Origin of the sequence: Pantoea sp. XY16, from assembly GCF_025153065.1 — a bacterium.
GTDB classification, from domain to species: domain Bacteria; phylum Pseudomonadota; class Gammaproteobacteria; order Enterobacterales; family Enterobacteriaceae; genus Pantoea; species Pantoea alfalfae.
Genome location: NZ_JANZNP010000011.1, coordinates 125185 through 148011, shown reverse-complemented (window position 1 = coordinate 148011; position 22827 = coordinate 125185). Strand labels below are relative to the sequence as shown.

Sequence of the window (22827 nt, the reverse complement as noted above, 5' to 3'; positions counted from 1 at the left end):
AGAATTACCCTGTAATGGAACACGAAAGTCCTCAACGGCGCGAGCCGCGGTGAGTCATCAGACCGCTGCGTTGAGAAATTTAAGCATAGCTTCAAATAAGCGCGGTTTACGCGCTCACTGACACAATAATTACTGTTGTGATTATTGCGAACAGCGACAGAGTATACCGTTTTTGTGTGATATCTGTCATGTTTGGGCTACATACAGGCTATTTTTACCACTGATGCGGCTGATTAGCTGCGAAAAAAATTATCACGCTGCGTGACAACCGCCGTTTTTTTCAGCAAATTGAGGGTGATGCGCGGCGATACCGACGCCGCAGGTGGTTATTCGCTATACAGAGCCGGATGGCAGTAAGCCAGGCGGCTTAACAAAGACGCTTAGACGCCGATATTGCGCGGCGAGCCTGTTAAGTTCAGGGGCGGTTCAGAGGCTGACTGTCTGATGAGTCTCAGAGGCATGATCCGCTTTAACCGGCTGTTCGCCCTGCCTGGCGAGCCAGGCGATCAGCGCCGCGTTGTCCATCGGGCGGGCATAATAATAGCCCTGGATAAAGACTACGCCGCGCCGATGCAGATAGCTGAACTGCAATGCGTTTTCGACGCCTTCCCCCAGGACTTCCAGCTCAAGCTCATGACTGAGCTGAATGATTGCATCCAGTACCGGGGTTCTGCCCTCCAGGGATTCAATCGCGTTGATAAAGCCGCGATCGATCTTCAGATAATCCATCGTAAAGGTCTGTAAATAACTCAGCGAACAGTGACCGGTACCAAAATCATCAATCGCGACTTTCATTCCGCAACCGCGCAGCTGCTCCAGTTTGCGTGCTACCTCAACGCCGTCTTTGATCAGGCTGCGTTCGGTCAGCTCCAGGGTAATCAGGAACTGCTTCTCTTTTACCCGCCCGGCGAAGTGCAGCATATCGTCGACAAAATCCGGATGCTGCAGATGATCGGCCGCTACATTGATAGCCAGATGGAAGCCTGGCTCAACCTGCCACGCCTGCACATCCGCTGCAATTAAATCGAGCAGATGACGGGTCAGCGGCACAATCATGCCTTCCGCTTCAGCGGCACCGATAAAAATATCGGGCCGGATCCCGTTACCGTCCGGTGTTGTCCAGCGCAGCAGTGCCTCTGCGCCGCTGCAGCGCTGCTGTCGGTTGTCATAGACGGGCTGATAGTGCGCCCTGAACTGGCCGCTGGCGATGGCCCGTCGAATCTCATCGCGCCAGGAAATACGTCGTTGCAGCCAGTTCGCCATCAGCATCATCAGCAGAATAGAGAAAATTATCGCCATCGGCATGATGATAAACATCACCTGACGCCATGCCGAGATCAGCTCAGAGGGTGAGGCAATAAGGGTGACAGAGAGCGGATATCGACTGGAGCCGGCCTGATAAATCAGCGGTTCAAACCAGCCGGACAGGGCGATTTGCGGATCGCCAAACGAGATCGGCGCGCCGTCGTTAAACTCCATGCTGAAATGATAGAGATGGGTGCTGCTGATAGCGCGCATAAAATCGATGAGATACTGGCCATCAATCACTGCCCAGAATCCCTCACCATCGGGCAGATCGCGCATAAAAATCACTGCGGGACGATCCGGCACACCTGTGGTTCCTGCAATCGACAGGCTCCACCAGGCTTTTCCGGTGACCGGCGCGTCACGCATGATCATATCGCTCAGAGAACCCGGTTTTGTACCATAGGCTGAAGAGCAGGCAATTCTGTTTTCTTCCATCTTACCGACGGCGCGAAAATAGGGATTCAGCGAACCGATGCGCTGCAACTGGTTTTCAATCTGGCGGCATGACTGATGCTGAAACTGGCGCAGCTCAGTAATCATATCCCACGCGCTGTCGCTCATTCTCTCGGCCTGAGATAATAGGGTGTTTGCCGCGCTCACCTGCTGCTGCCGAACGGTATGGCGCGCATCAAGGGCGGTGAAAAAAATGCCAATAATCAGAGGCAGCACACCGGAGATAATAATCACCAGCCTGGCGTAGTCGCGTTTTCGTTTTAGTAGCGGCACCGCTAAATCCTCTGGATATTATTGGTATTATACGGAGGGGCTAATCAGTGGCGCAGCATAGCATTTCTCCGGGCGGTGCAGATTAGCGTTTTTGCCATCAACTGAACTGACTCAGGTCAATTATCGACCAGACTTTGCATTTAATGACAGGTTGTTTTGCCTTTATTGGTATTCAGCAAAAAAATCAGATGAGCAGGGACGACAGGCGCGGCAAAAGGGCGAATCACTTGCGGTAGCCCGGGGAGACCCTGGCCCGCCTGAGAGCGGGCGCAGGGTAAACGTGTTTCTCAATCAGCAAAATAGATCTGTTTCAGCGCCACTTCAACGCCGCGCAGTTCAGCCAGTCCTTTCAGCCGGCCAATGGCGGAATAACCGGGATTGGTGCGCTTATGCAGGTCGTCCAGCATCTGATGGCCGTGATCGGGACGCATCGGAATCGCTCGCTGATTGCCTGCCTGGCGACGCCGCTGCTCTTCCGCCAGAATGACCCTGATGACACCGACCATATCGACGTCGCCCGCCAGGTGCGCGGCTTCATGGAAGCTGTTGGGGTTATCCTCGCGTTTTGTGGCGCGCAGGTGGACAAAGTTAATGCGGTCGGCATAGGTTTCCGCCATCTCAAGCAGCGCATTGTCGGCACGCACGCCATAGGAACCCGTACAGAAACAGAAACCGTTGTGCAGACTGTCCACGGTGTCCTTCAGCCACTGCATATCTTCCTGGGTAGAGATAATGCGCGGCAGGCCCAGAATCGGGCGCGGTGGATCGTCCGGATGTACTGCCAGTTTAATACCCACCTCTTCGGCAACCGGCACAATGGCGCGCAGGAAAGTCGCCATATGCTCGCGCAGTGTTGCTTTGTCGATGCCGTCATACTGCGCCAGCTGTGCCTGGAACTGCTCCAGCGTGTAACCCTCTTCGGCTCCAGGCAGACCGGCGATAATATTGCGCACCAGCGTGCTTTTCTCTTCAGCGCTCATGGCGGCAAAGCGCTGAGCGGCGGCCTGCTGTTCAGCCGCGCTGTAATCCTGCTCCGCACCCGGACGCTGCAGCAGATAAAGTTCGAAGGCGGCGAAAGCGTCGGCGTCGAAGCGTAGCGCTTTTGCGCCATCCGGCAGCGTCCAGGCGAGATCGGTGCGCGTCCAGTCCAGCACCGGCATAAAGTTGTAGCAGACGGTATCAATGCCGCAGGCGGCCAGATTGCGTATCGACTGCTGATAGCTGGCGATATAGCGAAGGTAGTCACCGCGCTGGGTTTTGATCGCCTCATGAACCGGAATGCTCTCCACTACCGACCAGACCAGACCTTTTTCCGCCAGCAGCGCCTGACGCGCTTTAATCTCCTCAACCGGCCACACTTCGCCGTTAGGGATATGGTGCAGCGCCGTCACAATACCGGTTGCGCCCGCCTGACGGGCATCATCCAGGGAGACCGGGTCGTTCGGACCGTACCATCGCCATGTATGTTCCATTTTTACTCCTCAACTGTGATGCGGCCCAGTGGTCAGGCCGCTGGGCCAAGAGTATGATAGAGGGCAAAACAGGGCCGTGATCCGGATCGCAGCATGACAAACTGCATCCGGCAAGTGAGCGGTTTATGCGGAATAAAAGGAGAAGGTAATGAACCTGCCAGTCATTAAAACGGAGCGCCTGTACCGTCAGATCGCCAACGCCATTATGGCCGGTATCGCGCGCGGTGATTTTGTGGCGGGCGGCCTGTTACCGCCCGAGCGCGAGCTGGCAAAACAGCTGGGTGTCAGCCGTTCGTCAGTGCGTGAAGCATTGATTGCGCTGGAGATGACCGGCTGGGTCGATATCCGTACCGGCAACGGTGTTTACGTCGCTCAGCCACTGCCACAGGCCGCAATCCCGCAGGAGAGTGAAACCTGCAGCCTGCAGGACCTTTTGCAGGCGCGTGAAGCCTTTGAAGGCATGCTGGCAGGATTTGCCGCCCGTAACGGAACCGCCGTGCAGCGGGAGGCACTGCTGGCGCTGACCGCTGAACTGCAGCAGTACAATGAAAACGACGCGGCGTTTCTGGAGCAGGATAAACGCTTTCATCTGCTGATCGGCGAGATGAGTGGCAATGACGTGTTACGCGACCTGCTGGAGCAGCTCTGGAACCGGCGTCACAGCCCACACGTGCAGCGGCTGGAACGCCATTATGCCGATAACAGCTTTGCGCAGGCGATGAACGCTGACCATCAGCAAATCGCCGACGCGATTGTGGCAGGCGACGAAGCAGTAGCCCGCCAGGCGATGGAGAGCCATCTGCAGCACGTCCAGCAGCGGCTACTTGGTTAATCCCCGAATGCGTTTAGGTCGTCCGGTGCCCAGCATAATCGCCAGACGGCTGCCGCCCGGCGTGGTCTCCATCAGGATTTTGGTAATGCTGGTCAGCGGCACCGAGAGCAGCATGCCGACCGGTCCGAGCAGCCAGCCCCAGAAGACCAGTGACAGAAATACCACCAGCGTTGATAAACCCAGGCCGCGACCCATCAGACGCGGTTCCAGCATGTTACCAAACACCATATGAATCGCGGTAAACAGCGCTGCCACCATCGCGGCATCAAACAGGCTGTTCAGTAACAGCGCCTGCAGAAAAGGCGGAATGCCGGCAATAATCGGGCCGATATTAGGAATATAGTTGAGGATAAATGCCACGACGCCCCACAGCAGCGCGAACTTTACATCCAGCAGATAGAGACTCAGCCAGACGGCGATGCCGGTGATGAGACTCACCAGGGTTTTTAGCGCCAGATAGTGCGTTACACCTTTCAGCGCCTTATGCAGCCCGGCGATGCGAATTTTGGGATTTACCAGTGCGTTACGCATTTTGTAAGGCAGGTGATGAACCTCAAACAGCATAAAGACCACGGTAAGCACCAGCAGCACGGTATTGGTCATCGCGCCGGAAAAGCCGCTGAGCGCCACGCTCGCCAGGTTCATCATGGTATTCGGGTCAAAGCGCTGTACCAGCGCATCGGTAGAAATATTGAGATGAAAACCCGCCGCCAGATGTTGCAACACCGTCATTTTCTGCTCCATGGTGGCGCGCAGTTGCGGGTAGAGATCAGAAAACTCGCTCATCGAGCTGGCGATGATGGCACCCAGCAGCAGAATACCGCAGAAGATCACAGTAATGACCAGCCCAATCGCCAGTCCACGGCGGAAGCCACGACGCATCAGCATTGTCACCAACGGATTCAGCACAATGGCAAAGAACGCCGCCAGCAGAAGCGGGACCAGAATATCGGACGCGGCCCGAACCCCGGCAAGAATGATGACCAGCATTGCCAGTTTTATCAGAATATTTTGTCCAATCTTTTCCCGTTGCAGCTCGCTCATTGCCTCTCCCGTGACGTAATCTGGCTGTTGGAAGTGTAGCTGAAAGAAAATTAACAATCTGATTTATCAGAGAAACGGTAAAGCGCGGCGGCATAATAGCGAGGTAATCAGCGCCATCGCACTCAGCTATGACGCCAGGGCCGCGACGCCCTGCTGTTCCTGTTTTTACGCCGCGTTCTGCTGCCCGATAACCGAGCCATTGGGATGCGCCAGTGACGAAAGCGGGTATAGTTAAAGGATAAACCTTATCATTCAGCCAACTACGCGCGAGAACCTATGCCTGAACAGCCTGCAGCGGAACAGAATGCTCCATCCGGAAGCCTGAATATCTCGCTGCTGATCCTCTCTATCGTCGTCTACAACTTTGCCAGCTATCTCACTATTGGTCTGCCGCTGGCGGTCCTGCCTGGCTGGGTGCATGACCAGCTGGGCTTCAGCGCATTCTGGGCGGGCGTGGTGATCAGCCTGCAATATGTGGCAACACTGCTGAGCCGGCCACACGCCGGGCGCTATGCCGATCTCTGGGGACCAAAGAAAGTGGTGGTGACCGGTCTGGTGGGCTGTCTGATTAGCGGATTGTGTATTCTGCTGGCGGCGCTGATCGCATCACCGGTGTGGAGCCTGATACTGCTCTGCGTGGGCCGGTTGATTCTGGGTGTGGGCCAGAGCTTTACTGGCACCGGCACCTCGTTGTGGGGGGTGGCGCGGGTGGGGTCACTGCACATTGGCCGCGTGATTTCCTGGAACGGCATCGTCACCTACGGTGCGATGGCGATAGGCGCGCCGCTGGGCGTGGTGATCTTCCGGGCAGGTGGGCTGCTGTGGCTGTCACTGGTGATTGTGGCCATCTGCGTGGTCGGCATCGTCTGCGCGGTCCCGCGTCCGGCGGTAAAAGCCAGCCGCGCCAGACCGCTGCCGTTTCGGGCGGTGCTGGGGAAAATCGCTGGCTTTGGCGCAATTCTTGCGATGGGATCGGCAGGTTTCGGCGTGATTGCCACCTTTATCACGCTGTTCTATCAGGATAAAGGCTGGGAAGGGGCCGCCTTTGCGCTCTCCCTGTTCAGCGCTGCTTTCGTCGGGGCGCGCCTGCTGTTTCCGAATGCAATTAACCGCCATGGTGGCCTGCGGGTCGCCAGCGTCTGTCTGGCGGTTGAGGCTGCCGGACTCTTTCTGGTCGCTGCAGCGGGTGATCCCTGGATGGCAAAAGCGGGCGCGTTTCTGACCGGCGCCGGATTCTCACTGGTGTTCCCGGCGCTGGGTGTGGTGGCGGTAAAAGTAGTGCCGCAGCAGAATCAGGGCAGCGCCCTGGCGACCTACACCGCTTTTATGGATCTGTCGCTGGGAATAACCGGGCCACTGGCCGGGTTCATCATGAATTATGCGGATGTTTCACGCGTCTATCTGCTCACGGGATTGCTGGTCTGCGTCGCGTTTTTCTGCACGCTGCGTCTGCAGCGGCGTCACGCTTCAGCGTCAGTAACGGACGAGAGTTCAGGATAAAAAAAATGGCCCAGCAGTGGGCCATAACGTCTTTTCAGACACAGATAAACGTATAAATTATGGCTGAAACAGGCTTCAGGCCTGCAGCAGTTCAATACTGTGGCGGATCTGGCGTTCAATCTCCGCCGGGGTCCAGCTGTTGAGCTGACCGGAGAACGGCTCAAAGGCGTAGACGCCTTTGTAGCCGAGCATTTCCAGCCGTTTAACCTGCACCACGCTCTTCAGCACATCGTTGTCACTCAGCATGATCCGTTCGTCGTCGGTCAGTTCGGCAGTCGGACGCCGCTCTTCCACGCCCGAAAGATGCACCAGCCCAATCTGGTCAATATCGATACCTGTCGGAAATTCCTGTTCAGCCTGCTCATAGAGATGATGATGAAAGGTATCCAGCAGCAGCTTAAAGGGCACGCCTGCCTCTGCGATCAATTCCTGCGCCTGCACGATCGAACGCAGTGAGCTGACCGGAAACCCCAGCGGCTCGACCAGACCCTGAATACCGTAATGGGCAAAGCGCGGCGCCAGCTTCTGCATCGCCGCCTGCGTCTGCTGAGGCGACACGGTAATTCCCTCATTCAGTGGACACATCACCAGTGCCTTTGCGCCAATCTGTTGTGCTGTCTGTAACAGCGACTCGGCCCGCGTCAGCAGCGCGTCATCAATCCGGTTAAACGGATAGAGCGCATTAATCGTGACGATATCGATGTGATACTTATCGGCAAGGGCGCGCAGCTGAACGGTACTGAGATCATCGGTGACGCTGCCGCCCGGCATGTCATTACGCAGTTCGACCTTGCTCAGCCCCAGACGCTGAACCAGCTGAAAGAAGGCCTCCAGCGAGAGCCGGGGCGCAATTTTGCGGTTGATACAGAAACGGGTGGGATCGATAGCCATGCGCTGACTCCGGGACAGGAGAATGATGGGCTAAAGAAAACATTTATTTCATTGATAGTGAATTATGAAATGCAAATTATTAGATCGGTCTCGCATTAATTTCATATTCCGTTTCAGTCTGATGCATAAACGCTGGAGCAACGTCGCAGGAATACCAGCTCTCACCACCTCTGCTATTCGCCTGTCAGGCTAAGGCTGAGTGCTATTAAACGCCTCCTGCCATCGGGACATCGTCAGGCGCTGAAGGGCGGCAAAAATGCGATCCGTGCCGCTAAAAGCAAATTTTCCAAAAAGAATTATTTGAAAAATTTATTCCACTGTAATAGCTTCATAGCACGCTTTCAGGTTTGCCTGGTCAGGCAGTGTGGCAGGCCACAGGGCCCGTCTGCAGGGAACTTAACCATCTTAAGAGGCAACATCATGACAATCATAGGTAACTTTATTGGCGGCCAAACGACGTTCAGCGCCAGCAACGAAACCATTCCTGTTTACGATCCGGCAACCGGCAAAGTGGTACGTGAACTGACGCAAAGTACCGCTGATGAAGTGGCTCAGGCGATTGGTGTCGCACATGACGCATTTGCTGCCTGGTCAAAAACCTCGCCGCTGCGTCGCGCCCGCGTTCTGTTTAACTTTAAAGCCCTGATGGAGCAGCATCGTGATGAGCTGGCGGCGCTGATTGTCTCTGAGCATGGCAAAGTCTGGTCTGATGCGTTAGGTGAACTGACGCGCGGCATTGAAGTGATTGAGTTTGCCTGCGGGATTCCACATCTGCTTAAAGGTGAATATTCCCCGAACGTCGGCGGCGGCGTTGACAGCTTCTCGCTGATGCAGCCGGTGGGTGTCGTGGCGGGTATTACGCCGTTTAACTTCCCCGCAATGGTGCCGCTGTGGATGTTCCCGATCGCCCTGGCCTGCGGTAATACCTTTGTTCTGAAGCCACCAGCGCTGGATCCGTCTGCGGCCGTGCGTATGGCTGAACTGCTGACCGAAGCGGGTCTGCCGGATGGCGTATTCAACGTGGTGCACAGCTCTAACGAAGATGCTGAACAGCTCTATAAAGATCCGCGCATTGCTGCGGTGAGCTTCGTCGGGTCATCGGGCGTGGCTGAACATATCTATAAAACCGCCAGCGCCCACGGCAAGCGGGTGCAGGCGTTTGGCGCGGCGAAAAACCACGCTATCGTTATGCCGGACGCCGATCTGGATGCCACCGTTAACGCGATTATGGGCGGCGCATTTGGCTCGGCCGGTGAACGCTGCATGGCGCTGCCAGTGGTGGTCGCGGTGGGCGATGATACTGCCGACAAACTGATTGCCCGTCTGACGCCGCTGGTGAAAGCGCTGCGGATCGGCCCTGGGATCAATCAGGGTGCCGAAGAAAATGAGATGGGGCCAGTTGTCTCAGCTGCACACCAGAAGAAGGTGCTGGGTTACATCGATAAAGGCGAGCAGGAAGGCGCGAAGCTGGTGGTCGATGGCCGTAACGTTCAGGTTGCAGGCCACGCCGAAGGTTACTACGTTGGTGGCACGCTGTTTGATAACGTCACCTCTGAGATGGTGATCTGGCGTGAAGAGATTTTTGGGCCGGTGCTGAGCATCATGCGCGCACCGGACTACGACAGCGCGCTGCAACTGGTCAACAGCCATGAGTTTGGTAACGGCAGCGCCATTTTCACCAGCAACGGTCACACCGCGCGTGAGTTTGTGCAGAACGTTGAAGCGGGCATGGTCGGTGTTAACGTGCCGGTTCCGGTACCGATGGCGTTTCACAGCTTCGGTGGCTGGAAACGTTCGGTGTTTGGCGCGCTCAATGTTCACGGGCCGGATGGCGTGCGCTTCTATACCCGTATGAAAACCGCCACCGTGCGCTGGCCGTCCGGTCAGCAGACCGTGTCTGAATTCAGTATGCCAACCTTAGGCTGATCTATTTCAACGCTGATCGCGACCGGCAGGAGAGTCTGCCGGTCGCTTTGTTCGCTGGCACCTCGCCCGTGAGCCTACCGCAGCGTCAATCGTGACAGAGAGGAGGATCAGGATGTCTTTACTGTCGAAAGCACAGGCCCCTGACGCACAGGGTCGTATCCAGCATGTGACGCCTGAGCGCGCTGGCTGGCGTTATGTTGGCTTTGATGCTTATCTGCTGAAAAAAGGGGAAACCCTGCGTCTGACCAGCGGTGATAAAGAGCTGTGTCTGGTGCTGGTGGCCGGGCTGGCCTCGGTGAAAACCCGCCATGCTGAATTTCCCGGCATCGGTAAGCGCATGTCGCCTTTCGAACGTGTGCCGCCATATTCTGTGTATGTGCCGCATGATGATGAAGTGGAAGTCTATGCTGACAGCGATCTTGAGCTGGCTGTCTGTAACGCACCCGGTCAGGGCAATCTGCCTGCAAGACTGATTGCGCCAGCCGATGTCGGTGTTGAGCATCGCGGAAAAGGGCGCAATCAGCGCCTGGTTCACAATATCCTGCCTGACAATGAACCGGCTGATAGCCTGCTGGTGGTGGAAGTCTATACCAACGAGGGCGATACCAGCTCTTATCCCAGCCACAAGCACGACCAGGAGGAGAGTGAAAACGAAACCTACCTGGAAGAGACCTACTATCACCGTTTCGATCCGGAACCTGGCTTTGCCATGCAGCGCGTTTACACCGACGACCGTTCCCTGGATGTCTGTATGGCACCCTATAATCGCGACGTTGTGATGGTACCGCGCGGCTATCATCCGGTAGCGACGCTGGCGGGATACAACAACTACTATCTGAACGTGATGGCGGGGCCGGTGCGGCTGTGGAAATTTACCTGGGAGAAAGATCACGCCTGGGTGAACAGCGACAGCTATCCACGGAAAGCGTAAGTCTTCGCTGAAAAATAAACAGCAATCACCGTTTATAACCCGCGTTCATATCAGTAAAAAGGGCAGCCTGTCGCGCTGCCCTTTTTTGTGTGTGAAACTCAGCTGGTCTTTGCGTTGTTCAGCGCCAGCGAAACCGCCAGCGTCTGTGCCAGGCAGAGTGAGGCGACCTGCGAACGGAAGCCATCGACCTGTGCTTCTCGCACCACAAAACAGACATCGCTAAAGGCAGCCAGTGGGCTGACCTGACTGTCGGTAATGGCAATCTGATGCGCGCCACGCTTGGCTCCCATTTCGACTACCTCGACCGCTTCACGCGCATAGGGCGAGTAGCTGATCGCAATCACCACATCTTTCGGGTTAACCAGGCTGAGCTGCTCGGTGAACATCCCGCCCAGACCATCAATCAGAAAAGCACGACGCTCCAGATGACGCAGCGCGTAGACCAGATAGGAGGCGACGCTGAACGAGCGACGCAGGCCAATTACATAGATGTTCTCAGCCTCATTCAGCAGCTTCACTGCTTTGTTCAGCTGCTCAGGGTTTACCTGCATCGCCAGCTGCTGCAGCGCCTGGCTGTTCACCATGGTAAAGACGTTAAGGATCTCCGCCGGACTTTCAGGCGCACTGGCGCTGTCGTCCGTTGAGGTCTGACGAAACAGACGCGCGCGCTCGGTATAATTGACCGTCTCTTCCATCAGGTGCTGACGAAAAACCTGTTTCATTTCGTTGAAGCCGCTGAAGCCAAATGCATTCGCAAAACGGATCAGCGTCGACGGCGGCACATCGGCCTGCTGAGCAATTGAGGCGACGGTATCAAAAGCAATACTGTTACTGTTATCAAGGATGTAGCGCGCAACCTGTTTAAGACGCTTGCTCAGCGTTTCGTAGCGGCGACGAATATCGTCCTGCAAGAGAGAAAGTTGGGTGGGATTATTGTTCATCACTTCTGCCCGTATCATTAGAATAATGGCTGCATAATGAGCGCTATAGTATCAGATGGATGGAAAATTTCATTTCTTTGCGTCAACGATGCGGTTTATTTCATGGCTTTATGAAATGGTTCACAGATTAGCCTCAGCGCCCGAGGCGCGCCTCTGCACAGGTCATAACAGGATGAAAACCGGCGTGGAAAGTCAGTGAGGGGAAGAGGGATGCGAGTAAAAACGCCATCCCGGCTGGGATGGCGTGAGATTGTTGAAAAGTGTGCCCCTTCCCGCTGTAAGACTGTGCAGGCTCAGGTAACACGGTCAGATCGGAAAGTCGCTAAAGCCATCCCTGGCCGCTCGGCCCGCGCGATTACGCACCTCATCCCTGAGGTGCGCCCGTAGCCGGGCCAACGCGTTGCGTTGTTCAAAAACGCCTGGCGTTTTTATCCGGGCGGCGGGACGCTTTCCTCCTCTGACCGTGTTACCTGCGCATTGAGCTTATTCGTTGCGGCAACATTCACCCTGCTTTGAATGAGTCAGCAGTCTGAGGCTATCCCGGTTGAGACAGCCTCTGGCAGAGCAGGAAATCAGGCGCGGGCAGCGCGCCAGTACTCAATCAGTCGCAGATAGTTGCCTTTAACCGTCTCAATCAGCGCCTGATCGTCCAGCTCCCCCTGTAACCACTGGCGGGAAGGCTGACCAAAGATAGTGCGGCCTACCGCAAAACCTTTCACCCAGGGCGCTTTGGCCGCCGCGGCGAAGCCCGCTTTAAGCTTCTCTTCGGGCGCATCCAGACCGAGTAACAGAATGCCGCGACAGTGAGGATCCTGCTGCTCAATCAGACCGCTGATCGCCTGCCAGCTCTCTGCGGAAAGCGGGGGCAGTTTCCACCAGTCCGGCTGGATGCCCAGACTGTAAAAATGGCTCAGTATATCGAGGTAATAGGCTTCATTCTTATCCGGGTTACTCTCGGGAAGAATCACTTCCAGCAGCAGCTCATGGCCACTTTTATTGCAGCCTTTCCAGACGTCGAGCACCAGATCGTCCTGCTCTTTGCGCAGTTCAGCACTGTCATGTGGATGATAGAAGACCAGACATTTCACGACATGTTCGGCGGGCCAGTCGATTAGCTGCGAGCCGATGTTGCCATGCTCCAGACGCAGTGGACGTGAGCTGGGCAGCTCGATTGGGCGGCCAATCCACCACTTTTTACCCGTGATGGCATTCAGCGCTTTCTGACCATACGTGGTATCCGCCAGAATGCCACTTTTGTTCTCTAGTCCCGCCTCACTGGCCGCCTGCTGAGCGGCTTCCAGCAGCAGCAGTTTAAGCTGTGGAATGCGGCTCTCATCAACGCCCGCTTCCTGCGCCATATCCGCCAGCTGTTTGCGATGGTCAAAGGCGAAAACGTTCAGCTCCGGCCACTGCTGCTTACGGGTAGTCACACGGTGCAGATGGTTCAGACGACTGTCGAGATCGGGACGCTTCACCTCTGTGTCGCGGCTCAGGAAATCATCCAGCTCCGCTTTGGTTGGCATGGCAGGGGCACAGCCGTGGCGCGACACGACCAGCGCGCCACAGGCATTGGCATAACGGCACGCCTGCTCCCAGCCTTCATCATTCAGCCAGCCGCGCAGCAGGCCAGACATAAAGGCATCGCCCGCGCCCAGCACGTTGAGCACGTCGACGCGCACGCCGGTGTGCAGCTGAGTCTGTTCCCAGCTATCCGGAATTTCACCTTCAAACACCACACAACCCAGCGGACCGCGTTTGCAGACCAGCGTCGCCTGGCTCGCCTGACGCACGTTTTTCAGCGCAGTCAGAGTATCGGTGCTGCCACCGGCAATATGAAACTCCTCTTCGGTGCCGACGATCAAATCGAAATAGTGCACCACTTCCTGCAACTGCTGCGTGACCTGAGAGGACTCAATGAAACGTGTTTCACCGTCGCCCAGAGAGGTCAGTCCCCATAACACCGGGCGGTAATCGATATCCAGCGCCGTGCGCAGGCCATTGCGGCGGGCGATATCCAGTGCTTTCAGCACCGCTTCACGCGTCTGCGGATGGGATAAGTGCGTGCCGGTGACCGCCACCGCGCGGGACGAGGTAATAAAGGCTTCGTCGATATCGTCCGGCACCAGACCCATATCAGCGCAGTTATCACGGTAGAAAATCAGCGGAAAAGTCTCTTCATCTTTAATCCCCAGGATCACCATGCCAGTCAGGCGTTTTGCATCGGTGATCAGGGCATCGGTGTTACAGCCCACGCGCTGCAATTCCTCACGCAGAAAGCGACCATTATGCTCATCTCCCACCCGCGCCAGCATCGCTGATTTCAGCCCCTGAATCGCGGTGCCATAAGCGACGTTGCCCGACGATCCCCCCAGATATTTAGCAAAGGAGGTGACATCTTCCAGCCGCGCTCCGATTTGCTGGCCATAAAAATCAACGGCGATGCGCCCGATACAAATCACATCAAGCGGCTTCTGTTGTGTACTCATACCTGTGGTTTCCTTCTGTGATTCGCAGAGCTGGTGGGCGAAAAAACCGATCCAGGCAGGCTCTGCTTCCGGGTCTGTGGGTATCTGGCTGACTATGAGGGGAGTATGAGGAATAAAAATTCCATATTCAATATGAAATGAAATATCCATCGCAATTTTGTGAACCAGGTAAAACTCCTGATTGCCGCCCACCTGCACGATCTCTGCTGCTACGATGTGCGGTATGTCAGGGTTGTGAAGGCGATCGCAGGAATCAGCACGCCAGTCAGGCAAGCTGCTGCATTGAAATGAATTTTTTCATCATGAACCACTCTCTGCTAAACGTTCCAGATTTCCCCGTCGTGATCGCTCGCCAGTCCTGCTGCCATCGTTAAATTTGATCTCACTCGCAAAATGAAATGTTTCTTCTGTAATCGTGTTTTATGAAAAATATATTTGTTTATAATCGCCTCACGTTTCAGTTATTCCGGCCGCTTTTCCGCCAATGACAACGCCTGGCGCGCTGTCGCGGAAGTCGGGGTCCACCAGCATGTAAGGAAGAAACATGGGCACAATCAGACTGACCACGGCACAGGCGCTGGTTAAATTTCTTGATAATCAATTCATCGATGTTGATGGCGTTGAGACGAAGTTCGTCAAAGGCATCTTCGCCATCTTCGGCCATGGCAACGTGCTGGGGCTGGGCCAGGCGCTGGAACAGGACAGCGGCGATCTGGTGGTCTGGCAGGGGCGTAATGAGCAGGGCATGGCCCATGCTGCCACTGGCTTTGCCCGTCAGTCGCTGCGCCGTCAGATTATCGCCTGCAGTTCGTCTGTAGGACCGGGTGCGGCTAACATGATTACTGCCGCCGCCACTGCGACCGCTAACCGCATTCCTCTGTTGCTACTGCCCGGCGACGTCTTCGCCACGCGCCAGCCCGATCCGGTGCTGCAGCAGATTGAGCAGAGCTACGATCTCAGCATCAGCACTAACGACGCCTTCCGCGCCGTCAGCAAATACTGGGATCGTGTCAGCCGCCCTGAGCAGCTGATGTCCGCCTGTATCAATGCCATGCGCGTGCTGACCGATCCGGCCGAAACCGGCGCGGTCACGCTGTCGCTGCCGCAGGATGTGCAGGGCGAAGCCTGGGATTACCCGGACTACTTCTTCCAGAAACGCGTGCACCGTCTGGATCGCCGCCTGCCAGTCGCGGCGCAGCTGGCGGATGCCCTGACGCTGATTAACCGTAAGCGCAAGCCGATAATTATCTGCGGCGGCGGGGTAAAATATTCCGAAGCGGGCGAGGCACTGCGCCAGTTTGCCGAACGCTATCAGATTCCCTTTGCCGAGACGCAGGCGGGCAAGGGCACGCTGGTCTCTGACCATCCGCTGAATGTCGGCGGCGTAGGCGAAACCGGCTGTCTGGCCGCTAATCTGCTGGCGAAAGAGGCCGATTTAGTCATCGGCATCGGCACCCGCTACACCGACTTCACCACCGCATCCAAATGGATTTTCCAGCATCCCGATGTCAGCTTCCTGAACATCAACGTCAGCAACTTCGACAGCTATAAGCTCGATGGTGTGCAGCTGCTGGCCGATGCCCGTGAAGGGCTGACCGCGCTCACTGCTGCGCTGGCCTCACAGCACTACAGCAATGACTGGGGCAATCAGATTGAGCAGGCGCAGAGTCAGCTGCTGAAAGAGACGCAGCGCGTCTATCAGGTGGAATATCACGATGGCGACTTTGTGCCGGAGATTGCTGACCATCTCGATCGCGAAGCGGTGTTCGCAGAATTTAACCGCCTGACTCAGTCACTGCTGACGCAAAGCAGCGTGCTCGGCACCTTAAATGAGCAACTGCCGAAAGATGCGGTCGTGGTAGCCGCCGCAGGCAGCCTGCCGGGCGACCTGCAGCGCGTCTGGCGCACCAAAGATTACAACGCCTACCACGTCGAATATGGCTACTCCTGCATGGGCTATGAAGTGAATGCCGCGCTGGGTGCAAAACTGGCGCAGCCGCAACGCGAGGTCTATGCGCTGGTCGGCGACGGCTCCTTTATGATGCTGCACTCTGAGCTGGTCACCTCGATTCAGGAAAGGGCGAAGATCAACGTCGTGCTGCTGGATAACATGACTAACGGCTGTATCAACAACCTGCAGATGGAACACGGTATGGACAGCTTCACCACCGAGTTCCGTTTCCGTAACGCGGAAAGCGGCAGGCTGGACGGTGGCTTTATCCCGGTCGATTTCGCGGCCATTGCTGCCGGTTATGGCTGCAAAACTTATCGCGTCACCAGCCTGGAGCAGCTTAAAGCGGCGCTGGAAGATGCCCGCACCCAGACGGTTTCTACCCTTATCGACATCAAAGTGCTGCCAAAAACCATGATCCACAAATATTTCAGCTGGTGGCACGTCGGCGTAGCACAGGCGTCGAAAACCGAACGCGCTCAGGCGGTGGCGGACAAGCTCAACAGCCATCTGGAGCAGGCGCGCAAATACTGATTTCTGGGCCGTGCTGCGGCCCGTTTTCCTCTTCTCCGTACGAACCCTACACAGGTGTAATTATGACTTTGAAACTTGGCGTCATCGGTACAGGTGCAATTGGTCAGGAACATATTCGCCGCTGCAGCCATGTGCTGCAGGGGGCTCAGGTGGTTGCCGTCTCTGACATCAATGTTGACGGCGCGCGGGCTGCACTGCAACGCCTGAACATAGAGGCGGAGGTGTTTGAAAATGGTCATGATGTGATTCAGTCACCCAACGTCGATGCGGTGCTGGTCACCTCATGGGATCCGACCCACGAAGAGTTCACCTTAGCGGCAATTGCCGCCGGTAAACCGGTCTTCTGTGAGAAGCCGCTGGCGATGAGCGCCGAGGGCTGCCGCCGGGTAGTGGATGCAGAGATTCAGGCGGGTAAACGCCTGGTGCAGGTTGGCTTTATGCGCCCTTACGATGCGGGCTATCGCGCCCTGAAAAAAGTGATCACCGATGGCGATATCGGTGAACCGCTGATGCTGCACTGCGCGCACCGCAACCCGACCGTGCCAGAAAACTACACCACGCCGATGGCGATTACGAATACCCTGATCCACGAGCTGGATGTGCTGCGCTGGCTGACCAGTGACGACTATAAAACGGTGCAGGTGATCTTCCCGCGCGTGACGTCAAAGTCCCATGATCAGCTGAAAGACCCGCAGATCGTCCTGTTCGAAACTCACAAAGGGGTCCGCATTGACGTCGAGATCTTCGTTAACTGCGCTTACGGCTATGACATTCAGTGTGAAGTGGTCGGTGAAGAGGGCATTGCCCGCCTGCCAGAGCCTTCTTCGGTGCAGCTGCGCAAAGATGCCCGCCTGTCGAACACCATTCTGGTGGACTGGAAAGATCGCTTTATCGAGGCGTATGACGTTGAGCTGCAGGCGTTTATCAACGATATCAACGCGGGCCAGCTTACCGGTCCTTCTGCCTGGGATGGCTTTGCTGCCTCAGTGGCCGCCGATGCCTGCATCAAAGCGCAGAACAGTGGTGCGATCGAGACGGTAGAGATGCCACCGCGTCCCGCTTTCTATAACTGATTCAGCTGTCTATGCGGCCTGGCCGCTCTCCGCCTGGGAATGAGAAGATGAACAAAGAGAATGTAAAACTGGCGATCGCGCCGATCGGCTGGACCAACGATGACATGCCGGATCTCGGCAGTGAAAACACCTTTCAGCAGACCGTCAGTGAGATGGCGCTGGCGGGCTTTACCGGTAGCGAAGTGGGCAGCAAATACCCGCGGGATCCGGCGATTCTGAAACCGATGCTCGATATTCGCGGCATCGAAATCTGCAATGCCTGGTTCAGCACCTTTTTTGCCAACGGCGATAAAGAGAAAACCATCGAACAGTTCATCGAGCACATGAACTTCCTGCATGCGATGGGCGCGCGGGTGATTGGCTGTTCTGAGCAGAGTAAAAGTATTCAGGGCACCGGGCTTGCGGTGTTTGAAGAGAAAGCGATTTTCAGCGATGAAGAGTGGCGCTTAACGGCAGAGGGCTACAACGAACTGGCCCGCATCGCAGCGGACAAGGGGATGCGCGTGACGCTGCATCACCACATGGGCACCGGCATTCAGACCACTGAAGAGATTGACCGGTTTATGACGATGACTGACGAGCAGGTTGGTTTACTCTATGACACCGGCCACGTCTACTACTCCGAAGGCTCCCAGCAGAAGATGCTGGCGGTACTGGAAAAATATCTGCCGCGCATCTTCCATGTTCATCTTAAGGATGTGCGTGATGAAGTGGTGGCTGAGGTGCGCGAGAACCATCTCTCATTCCTGGAGGGCGTCAAAAAGGGCACCTTTACCGTACCTGGCGATGGCGTGATCGACTTCAAACCCGTGTTTAAAATCCTGGACGATTACGGCTACAAAGGCTGGATGGTGGTGGAAGCGGAGCAGGATCCGGCGCTGGCCAATCCGTTTGAGTATGCGGTGAAAGCGCGGAAATATATCCGGGAAAATACAGGCTTATAAAGTTCTGTGAACAAAGGCGGGCTTCCCGGTGGGAAGCCCGCCTTTTGTTTTACTTCAGCGTAATGCTTTTCACAATGTTGTCAGCATCGCTCTGTGCCTGCTGCTGATTATCGCCTGGCAGCGTAATCTGCAGTGTCACCAGCTTGCCATCCACTTTTGCCAGAACCACGGAAGACCATGAGGTCTGGTTGTTAGCAGAAATCACCGTATCCAGCTGCTGGGCGGGCTGATCTTTCAGCGTCACAGATTTGTTCGACACCACCTGCAACTGCGGATCGCGGTTACGCTGCTGCTGTTCCATACGCTGCGACAGCACATCCAGACCATCATTGGTCGGGTCACCGGCAATCACAATAATGGCGCGGGCACCGGTTTCATCCGCATAAACGTGCATGTTCGTAGTCTGCGAACCCAGTTTACCGCTTTTATCGGACATGCCTGGTGGCAGCGAGAAGCTCAGTTTGCCATCCATCAGCGTGACGGTCTGCGCCGACTGACTGGCGCTGACGCCGTTGTCGTTCGCCGCTTCATCTTTCTTCTGGTCACAGGCCGCCAGGCCAAGTACCAGTAAACCCATTCCTACATATTTCACCAGGTTGCGCATCAGAATCCCTTTTTAAGTTTCCAGTCAGGCATTAATACAACAGGAATCAGGTTGCAAACGCAACCTGATGATTGTCAGAAGATCTTAGCGGATAGGAGTGGAAACCGTATGGGCACTTAGCCGAAATTGACCTGGCGGGCGGTCTGGCGTTCAGCCAGACGTTTCAGCGCGGCATTGAGCAGTACGCCGTAGGCGGGCAGGAAGAAGACCATGCAGATCAGCACCTTGAAGCTGTAATCTACCAGAGCAATCTCAACCCAGTGCTGCGCCATAAACGCATCGGGGCTTTTATAGAAGGCGATAAAGAAGAAGGCCAGCGTATCGCTGATATTCCCCAGGAACATGGCGCAGCCGGGTGCTATCCACCACTGAGGCAGACGACGCAGACGGTTAAAGACATGAACGTCGAGGATCTGACCCAGTGCATAAGCCATAAAGCTGGCGCAGGCGATACGGGCCACAAACAGGTTCATCACTTCCAGCGCCTGCCAGCCCTGCCATTCACCCTGATAGAACAGCGCCGAGACGCCATAAGAGATAAACAGCGCCGGGATCATTACGGCCAGAATAATGCGTCGGGCCAGCGGTGCGCCAAAAATACGCACGGTGAGATCGGTCGCCAGGAAGATAAACGGGAAGCTGAACGCGCCCCAGGTGGTGTGGAAGCCAAAGACGGAGATCGGCAACTGAACCAGGTAGTTACTGGAGGTGATCACCAGCAGGTGAAACAGCGATAGCCAGAAAAGCGCATGCATGCGCTGACGTGAAGAAAATGCGAGCATATTCAACCTTTTTAATGTTGGGGTGAGGGAACCCATTGCGGGACGCCGTTCGGGCAGCGCCTGGCAGTTTTATGAGCAAAAAGCGGCGGCATATTACCGCGTTGTGCTTTTTATGCAATGGTTAATTTTAACGCAATCGTTATCGCCTTGCTTCACCGCCAGCACGCGCTAGAATGAGCGCCCCTTACCTGAACCGAGTTGATTATGAGCGATGCCTTTTCCTCTGCCGACCATCAGCTGGACGCCCGTGGCCTGCGTTGCCCGGAGCCGGTGATGATGGTGCGCAAAACCGTACGCAGCCTGCAGGATGGCGAGACGTTACTGATCATCGCCGATGATCCGGCAACGACCCGCGATATTCCCGGCTTCTGCCGCTTTATGGAACATGGCCTGCTGGCGCAGCAGACCGACACGCTGCCCTATCAGTTTCTGATCCGCAAAGGTATAGCCGGTTAACAGCAGCCGTTCAGGCCGCCGTTAACCGCACTCTTCAGACAGCGCTTTTTACTCAGGCGCGACGTCGCAGTAACCGCAGCGCGTTGGCCGTGACCAGCGCGGTCGCCCCGGAATCTGCCAGCACGGCCAGCCAGAGTCCGGTCAGACCCAGCAGGGTAGTGACCAGGAAAATCGCCTTCAGCCCCAGCGCAATACCGACATTCTGGCGGATGATGCGCCGTGTCCGCCGTGCCAGTGCTATCATCGGCACCAGATTGCTGAGCTGATTACGCGTCAGGGCCGCATCGGCCGCTTCCAGCGCGACATCGGTGCCGCTGCCCATCGCAATGCCCAGCGTTGCCGCTTTCATTGCTGGCGCGTCGTTAATGCCATCCCCGAACATCGCCAGCGGCTGTTGCTGACTCAGTTCACGGATCGCCGCGACTTTATCGGCGGGCAGCAGGCTGGCGCGATAATCAATATCCAGCTGGCGGGCAATGGTCGCCGCAGCGCGCGGGTTATCACCGGTCAGCATCAGGCTCTCAATACCCAGCTTTTTCAGCGCTTTTAACGCATCGGCGGCGTCGTCGCGCAGCTGATCGCGCAGAGCCAGCGCACCCAGTGCTTCGCCATTGCGCATCAGCACCACCAGCGTTTCACCTTCGGCTTCCTGTTGCGCTATCTGCGCATTTTGCTGCGGCGTCAGACCGGGCGTATGGCTGGGCGTCAGCAGCTGAATCTGCTGGCCTGAGACCTGCGCACGGATGCCGCGTCCCGCCTGCACCTGCTGATCCTGCGCGTCAGGAATCACCAGGTTACGCGCCTGCGCGGCCGCCACGATAGCGCTGGCCAGTGGATGGGTGGCACCCTGTTCTGCAGCGGCGCTCAGCGCCAGCATCTCTGACTCGCTGGCCGTACCAAAGCGCAGGATCTGCGTCAGCTGTGGCTTGCCCAGCGTCAGTGTACCGGTTTTATCAAACGCCATTCTGCGCACCGAACTCAGCCGCTCCAGCGCCGCACCGCCTTTGATCAGTGCGCCCTGACGCGCCGCCGCAGCCAGCCCCGAGGTAATGGCTGCTGGCACTGAGATCACCAGTGCACAGGGGCAGCCAATCAGTAACAGGGTCAGCCCTTTATAGATCCACGGCTGCCAGTCGCCTGCGAAGAGCAGGGGCGGCACCATCATGACCAGCAGCGACAGCAGCATCACCAGCGGCGTGTAGATGCGGCTGAACTGGTCGATAAAGCGTTCGACCGGCGCACGGTGCGTTTCCGCTTCCTCGATCAGTTGCAGGATACGGTCAATCGCGCTTTCACCCGGCTTCGATACCACTTCCAGCATCACCAGCCGATCCACGCTGGTGGCACCGGCAAGGATTTTTTCACCCTTGGTGTGCGTCACCGGCAGCGACTCACCGGTCAGCGCGCTCTCATCGAAACTGGCGAGCGGGCTGATTAAACAGCCATCGACCGGCAGGCGGCTGCCCGCCGCGACTTCAATCACATCACCCGGTTGCAGCGCCGCCAGCGGCACTTCACTGCGTTTGCCCTGTTCCAGACGAATCGCCGATTCAGGCCGCAACGCCATGAGACTGGTGACGCCGCTGCGTGCCCTGGAGGCGGCATAGCTTTCCAGCTTTTCGCCCAGCTGAAACAGCATCAGCACCATCGCGGCTTCGGCGTGCGCGCCAATGATCAGTGCGCCAGCCGACGCCAGGGTCATTAAGGTTTCAATGGTAAAAGGCGATCCGCTGCGCAGACGCTGCCAGGCACCGCGCGCCACCGGGATCAGGCCGACCAGGGTGGTCAGCACAAACAGCCGATCGCCCCAGACGGGTGCGAACTGGCTGAGAACGCTGCTGGCGATCACCAGCAGTGCCAGTAAAATCAGCATGCGGTTATGTTGCCAGTCGGGCTTAGCGGGGAATGTGGCCGACGTGGCTGATGGGGTTGCGAGCTGGAAGCCGGCTTTTTTCACCGCCTGTTCAACGGCGTTCAGTACATCGTGGTCAGCGTTAACCACCAGCTTCTCGCTGCTGAACAGCACACGGGCGTCGGTCACACCACTTATCTGACGGACAGCGGTTTCAATAGTGCGGGCACACGACGGGCAATCCATCCCGCTGACCTGCCAGCTAAAGGGATAACTGTCGGCACCTCGCCAGTCGCTTTCCTCAGCGGGGTCGGTGTCGTTGCCAGGGCTGCTGTTGCAGTCACAGCAACAGCCTGCCGTCTCCGTAGGTACAGGCGTCGCGGCGTGAATAGAAAGGGAGAGGGGGCGAGCCTGGCGAACCTGGCACAGCGGTTTTGCTGCGGCGTGACTGGCACGGGGTTTGCCGCAGCCACAGGCGTGATGTTGATGCATATGACCTCCGGATAATGGGATGAGCAACGCTGCCCATCCCGCTATCCTACACTCTGGAGTGAACTCCAGAGTCAAGGCTATT

The 22827-nt window shown here is 56.7% G+C and carries 17 protein-coding genes; 8 read left to right on the top strand and 9 right to left on the bottom strand.

The genetic code is table 11. The features are described from left to right. Positions 1-426: 426 nt before the first annotated feature. Both N1689_RS16205 and uxuA read right to left on the bottom strand, forming a co-directional pair. Positions 427-2034: an EAL domain-containing protein gene (locus tag N1689_RS16205; protein ID WP_260059431.1), complete on the bottom strand. Its 1608-nt coding sequence runs from the start codon at positions 2032-2034 to the stop codon at positions 427-429. Between the two features lie 287 nt (positions 2035-2321). Continuing rightward, positions 2322-3506 carry a mannonate dehydratase gene (uxuA, locus tag N1689_RS16200; RefSeq protein WP_260059430.1) on the bottom strand — a complete coding sequence of 395 codons (1185 nt, stop codon included), beginning with the start codon at positions 3504-3506 and terminating at the stop codon, positions 2322-2324. Between the two features lie 148 nt (positions 3507-3654). Between uxuA and N1689_RS16195 the strand changes: the two genes are divergently transcribed. Then, positions 3655-4338, top strand: coding sequence for a FadR/GntR family transcriptional regulator (locus N1689_RS16195; RefSeq protein WP_222924881.1), 684 nt, complete (start codon positions 3655-3657; stop codon positions 4336-4338). On the opposite strand, the gene N1689_RS16190 is transcribed toward N1689_RS16195, so the two are convergent. Then, positions 4327-5382 (bottom strand): AI-2E family transporter, encoded by a 1056-nt coding sequence (locus N1689_RS16190; protein ID WP_260059429.1) that lies wholly within the window; start codon positions 5380-5382, stop codon positions 4327-4329. The two genes, N1689_RS16195 and N1689_RS16190, sit on opposite strands and share 12 nt — an antisense overlap. Positions 5383-5658: 276 nt before the next feature. Here N1689_RS16190 and N1689_RS16185 point away from each other — a divergent pair, with 276 nt between their 5' ends. Then, a complete protein-coding gene (locus N1689_RS16185; RefSeq protein WP_260059428.1) occupies positions 5659-6882 on the top strand; it encodes an MFS transporter in 1224 nt (407 codons plus the stop codon). Between the two features lie 75 nt (positions 6883-6957). Here the strand turns inward: N1689_RS16185 and N1689_RS16180 are convergent, their stop codons facing one another. After that, positions 6958-7773, bottom strand: a complete 816-nt coding sequence (locus N1689_RS16180; RefSeq protein WP_260059427.1) for a TIM barrel protein — start codon at positions 7771-7773, stop codon at positions 6958-6960. A 420-nt stretch (positions 7774-8193) separates the two neighbouring features. Between N1689_RS16180 and N1689_RS16175 the strand changes: the two genes are divergently transcribed. After that, positions 8194-9699 (top strand): CoA-acylating methylmalonate-semialdehyde dehydrogenase, encoded by a 1506-nt coding sequence (locus tag N1689_RS16175; protein ID WP_161735566.1) that lies wholly within the window; start codon positions 8194-8196, stop codon positions 9697-9699. Between the two features lie 112 nt (positions 9700-9811). After that, positions 9812-10630: a 5-deoxy-glucuronate isomerase gene (gene iolB, locus N1689_RS16170; protein WP_161735564.1), complete on the top strand. Its 819-nt coding sequence runs from the start codon at positions 9812-9814 to the stop codon at positions 10628-10630. A gap of 98 nt (positions 10631-10728) precedes the next feature. On the opposite strand, the gene N1689_RS16165 is transcribed toward iolB, so the two are convergent. Further along, positions 10729-11571 carry a MurR/RpiR family transcriptional regulator gene (locus tag N1689_RS16165; protein ID WP_010253340.1) on the bottom strand — a complete coding sequence of 281 codons (843 nt, stop codon included), beginning with the start codon at positions 11569-11571 and terminating at the stop codon, positions 10729-10731. Between the two features lie 572 nt (positions 11572-12143). Next, positions 12144-14057 (bottom strand): 5-dehydro-2-deoxygluconokinase, encoded by a 1914-nt coding sequence (gene iolC / locus N1689_RS16160; protein ID WP_222924885.1) that lies wholly within the window; start codon positions 14055-14057, stop codon positions 12144-12146. 544 nt (positions 14058-14601) lie between these two features. Between iolC and iolD the strand changes: the two genes are divergently transcribed. The 3 genes from iolD (at position 14602) to iolE (ending at position 18559) form a co-directional block, all read left to right on the top strand. After that, positions 14602-16542 carry a 3D-(3,5/4)-trihydroxycyclohexane-1,2-dione acylhydrolase (decyclizing) gene (iolD, locus tag N1689_RS16155; protein ID WP_260059426.1) on the top strand — a complete coding sequence of 647 codons (1941 nt, stop codon included), beginning with the start codon at positions 14602-14604 and terminating at the stop codon, positions 16540-16542. A gap of 62 nt (positions 16543-16604) precedes the next feature. Beyond that, a complete protein-coding gene (locus tag N1689_RS16150; RefSeq protein ID WP_161735558.1) occupies positions 16605-17615 on the top strand; it encodes a Gfo/Idh/MocA family protein in 1011 nt (336 codons plus the stop codon). Positions 17616-17662: 47 nt separating this feature from the next. After that, positions 17663-18559, top strand: a complete 897-nt coding sequence (gene iolE / locus N1689_RS16145; RefSeq protein ID WP_161735556.1) for a myo-inosose-2 dehydratase — start codon at positions 17663-17665, stop codon at positions 18557-18559. A 49-nt stretch (positions 18560-18608) separates the two neighbouring features. Here the strand turns inward: iolE and N1689_RS16140 are convergent, their stop codons facing one another. Together N1689_RS16140 and N1689_RS16135 are read right to left on the bottom strand one after the other, a co-directional pair. Continuing rightward, entirely contained in the window at positions 18609-19163 is a 555-nt protein-coding gene (locus tag N1689_RS16140) for a DcrB family lipoprotein (protein WP_010253333.1), read from the bottom strand. Positions 19164-19279: 116 nt separating this feature from the next. Then, positions 19280-19945 (bottom strand): 7-cyano-7-deazaguanine/7-aminomethyl-7-deazaguanine transporter, encoded by a 666-nt coding sequence (locus tag N1689_RS16135; protein WP_003852182.1) that lies wholly within the window; start codon positions 19943-19945, stop codon positions 19280-19282. A 204-nt stretch (positions 19946-20149) separates the two neighbouring features. On the opposite strand from N1689_RS16135, the gene tusA reads away from it, so the two are divergent. Beyond that, a complete protein-coding gene (gene tusA, locus N1689_RS16130; protein ID WP_161735554.1) occupies positions 20150-20401 on the top strand; it encodes a sulfurtransferase TusA in 252 nt (83 codons plus the stop codon). A 52-nt stretch (positions 20402-20453) separates the two neighbouring features. Here the strand turns inward: tusA and N1689_RS16125 are convergent, their stop codons facing one another. Then, positions 20454-22745 (bottom strand): zinc/cadmium/mercury/lead-transporting ATPase, encoded by a 2292-nt coding sequence (locus N1689_RS16125; RefSeq protein WP_260059424.1) that lies wholly within the window; start codon positions 22743-22745, stop codon positions 20454-20456. Positions 22746-22827 lie beyond the last annotated feature (82 nt).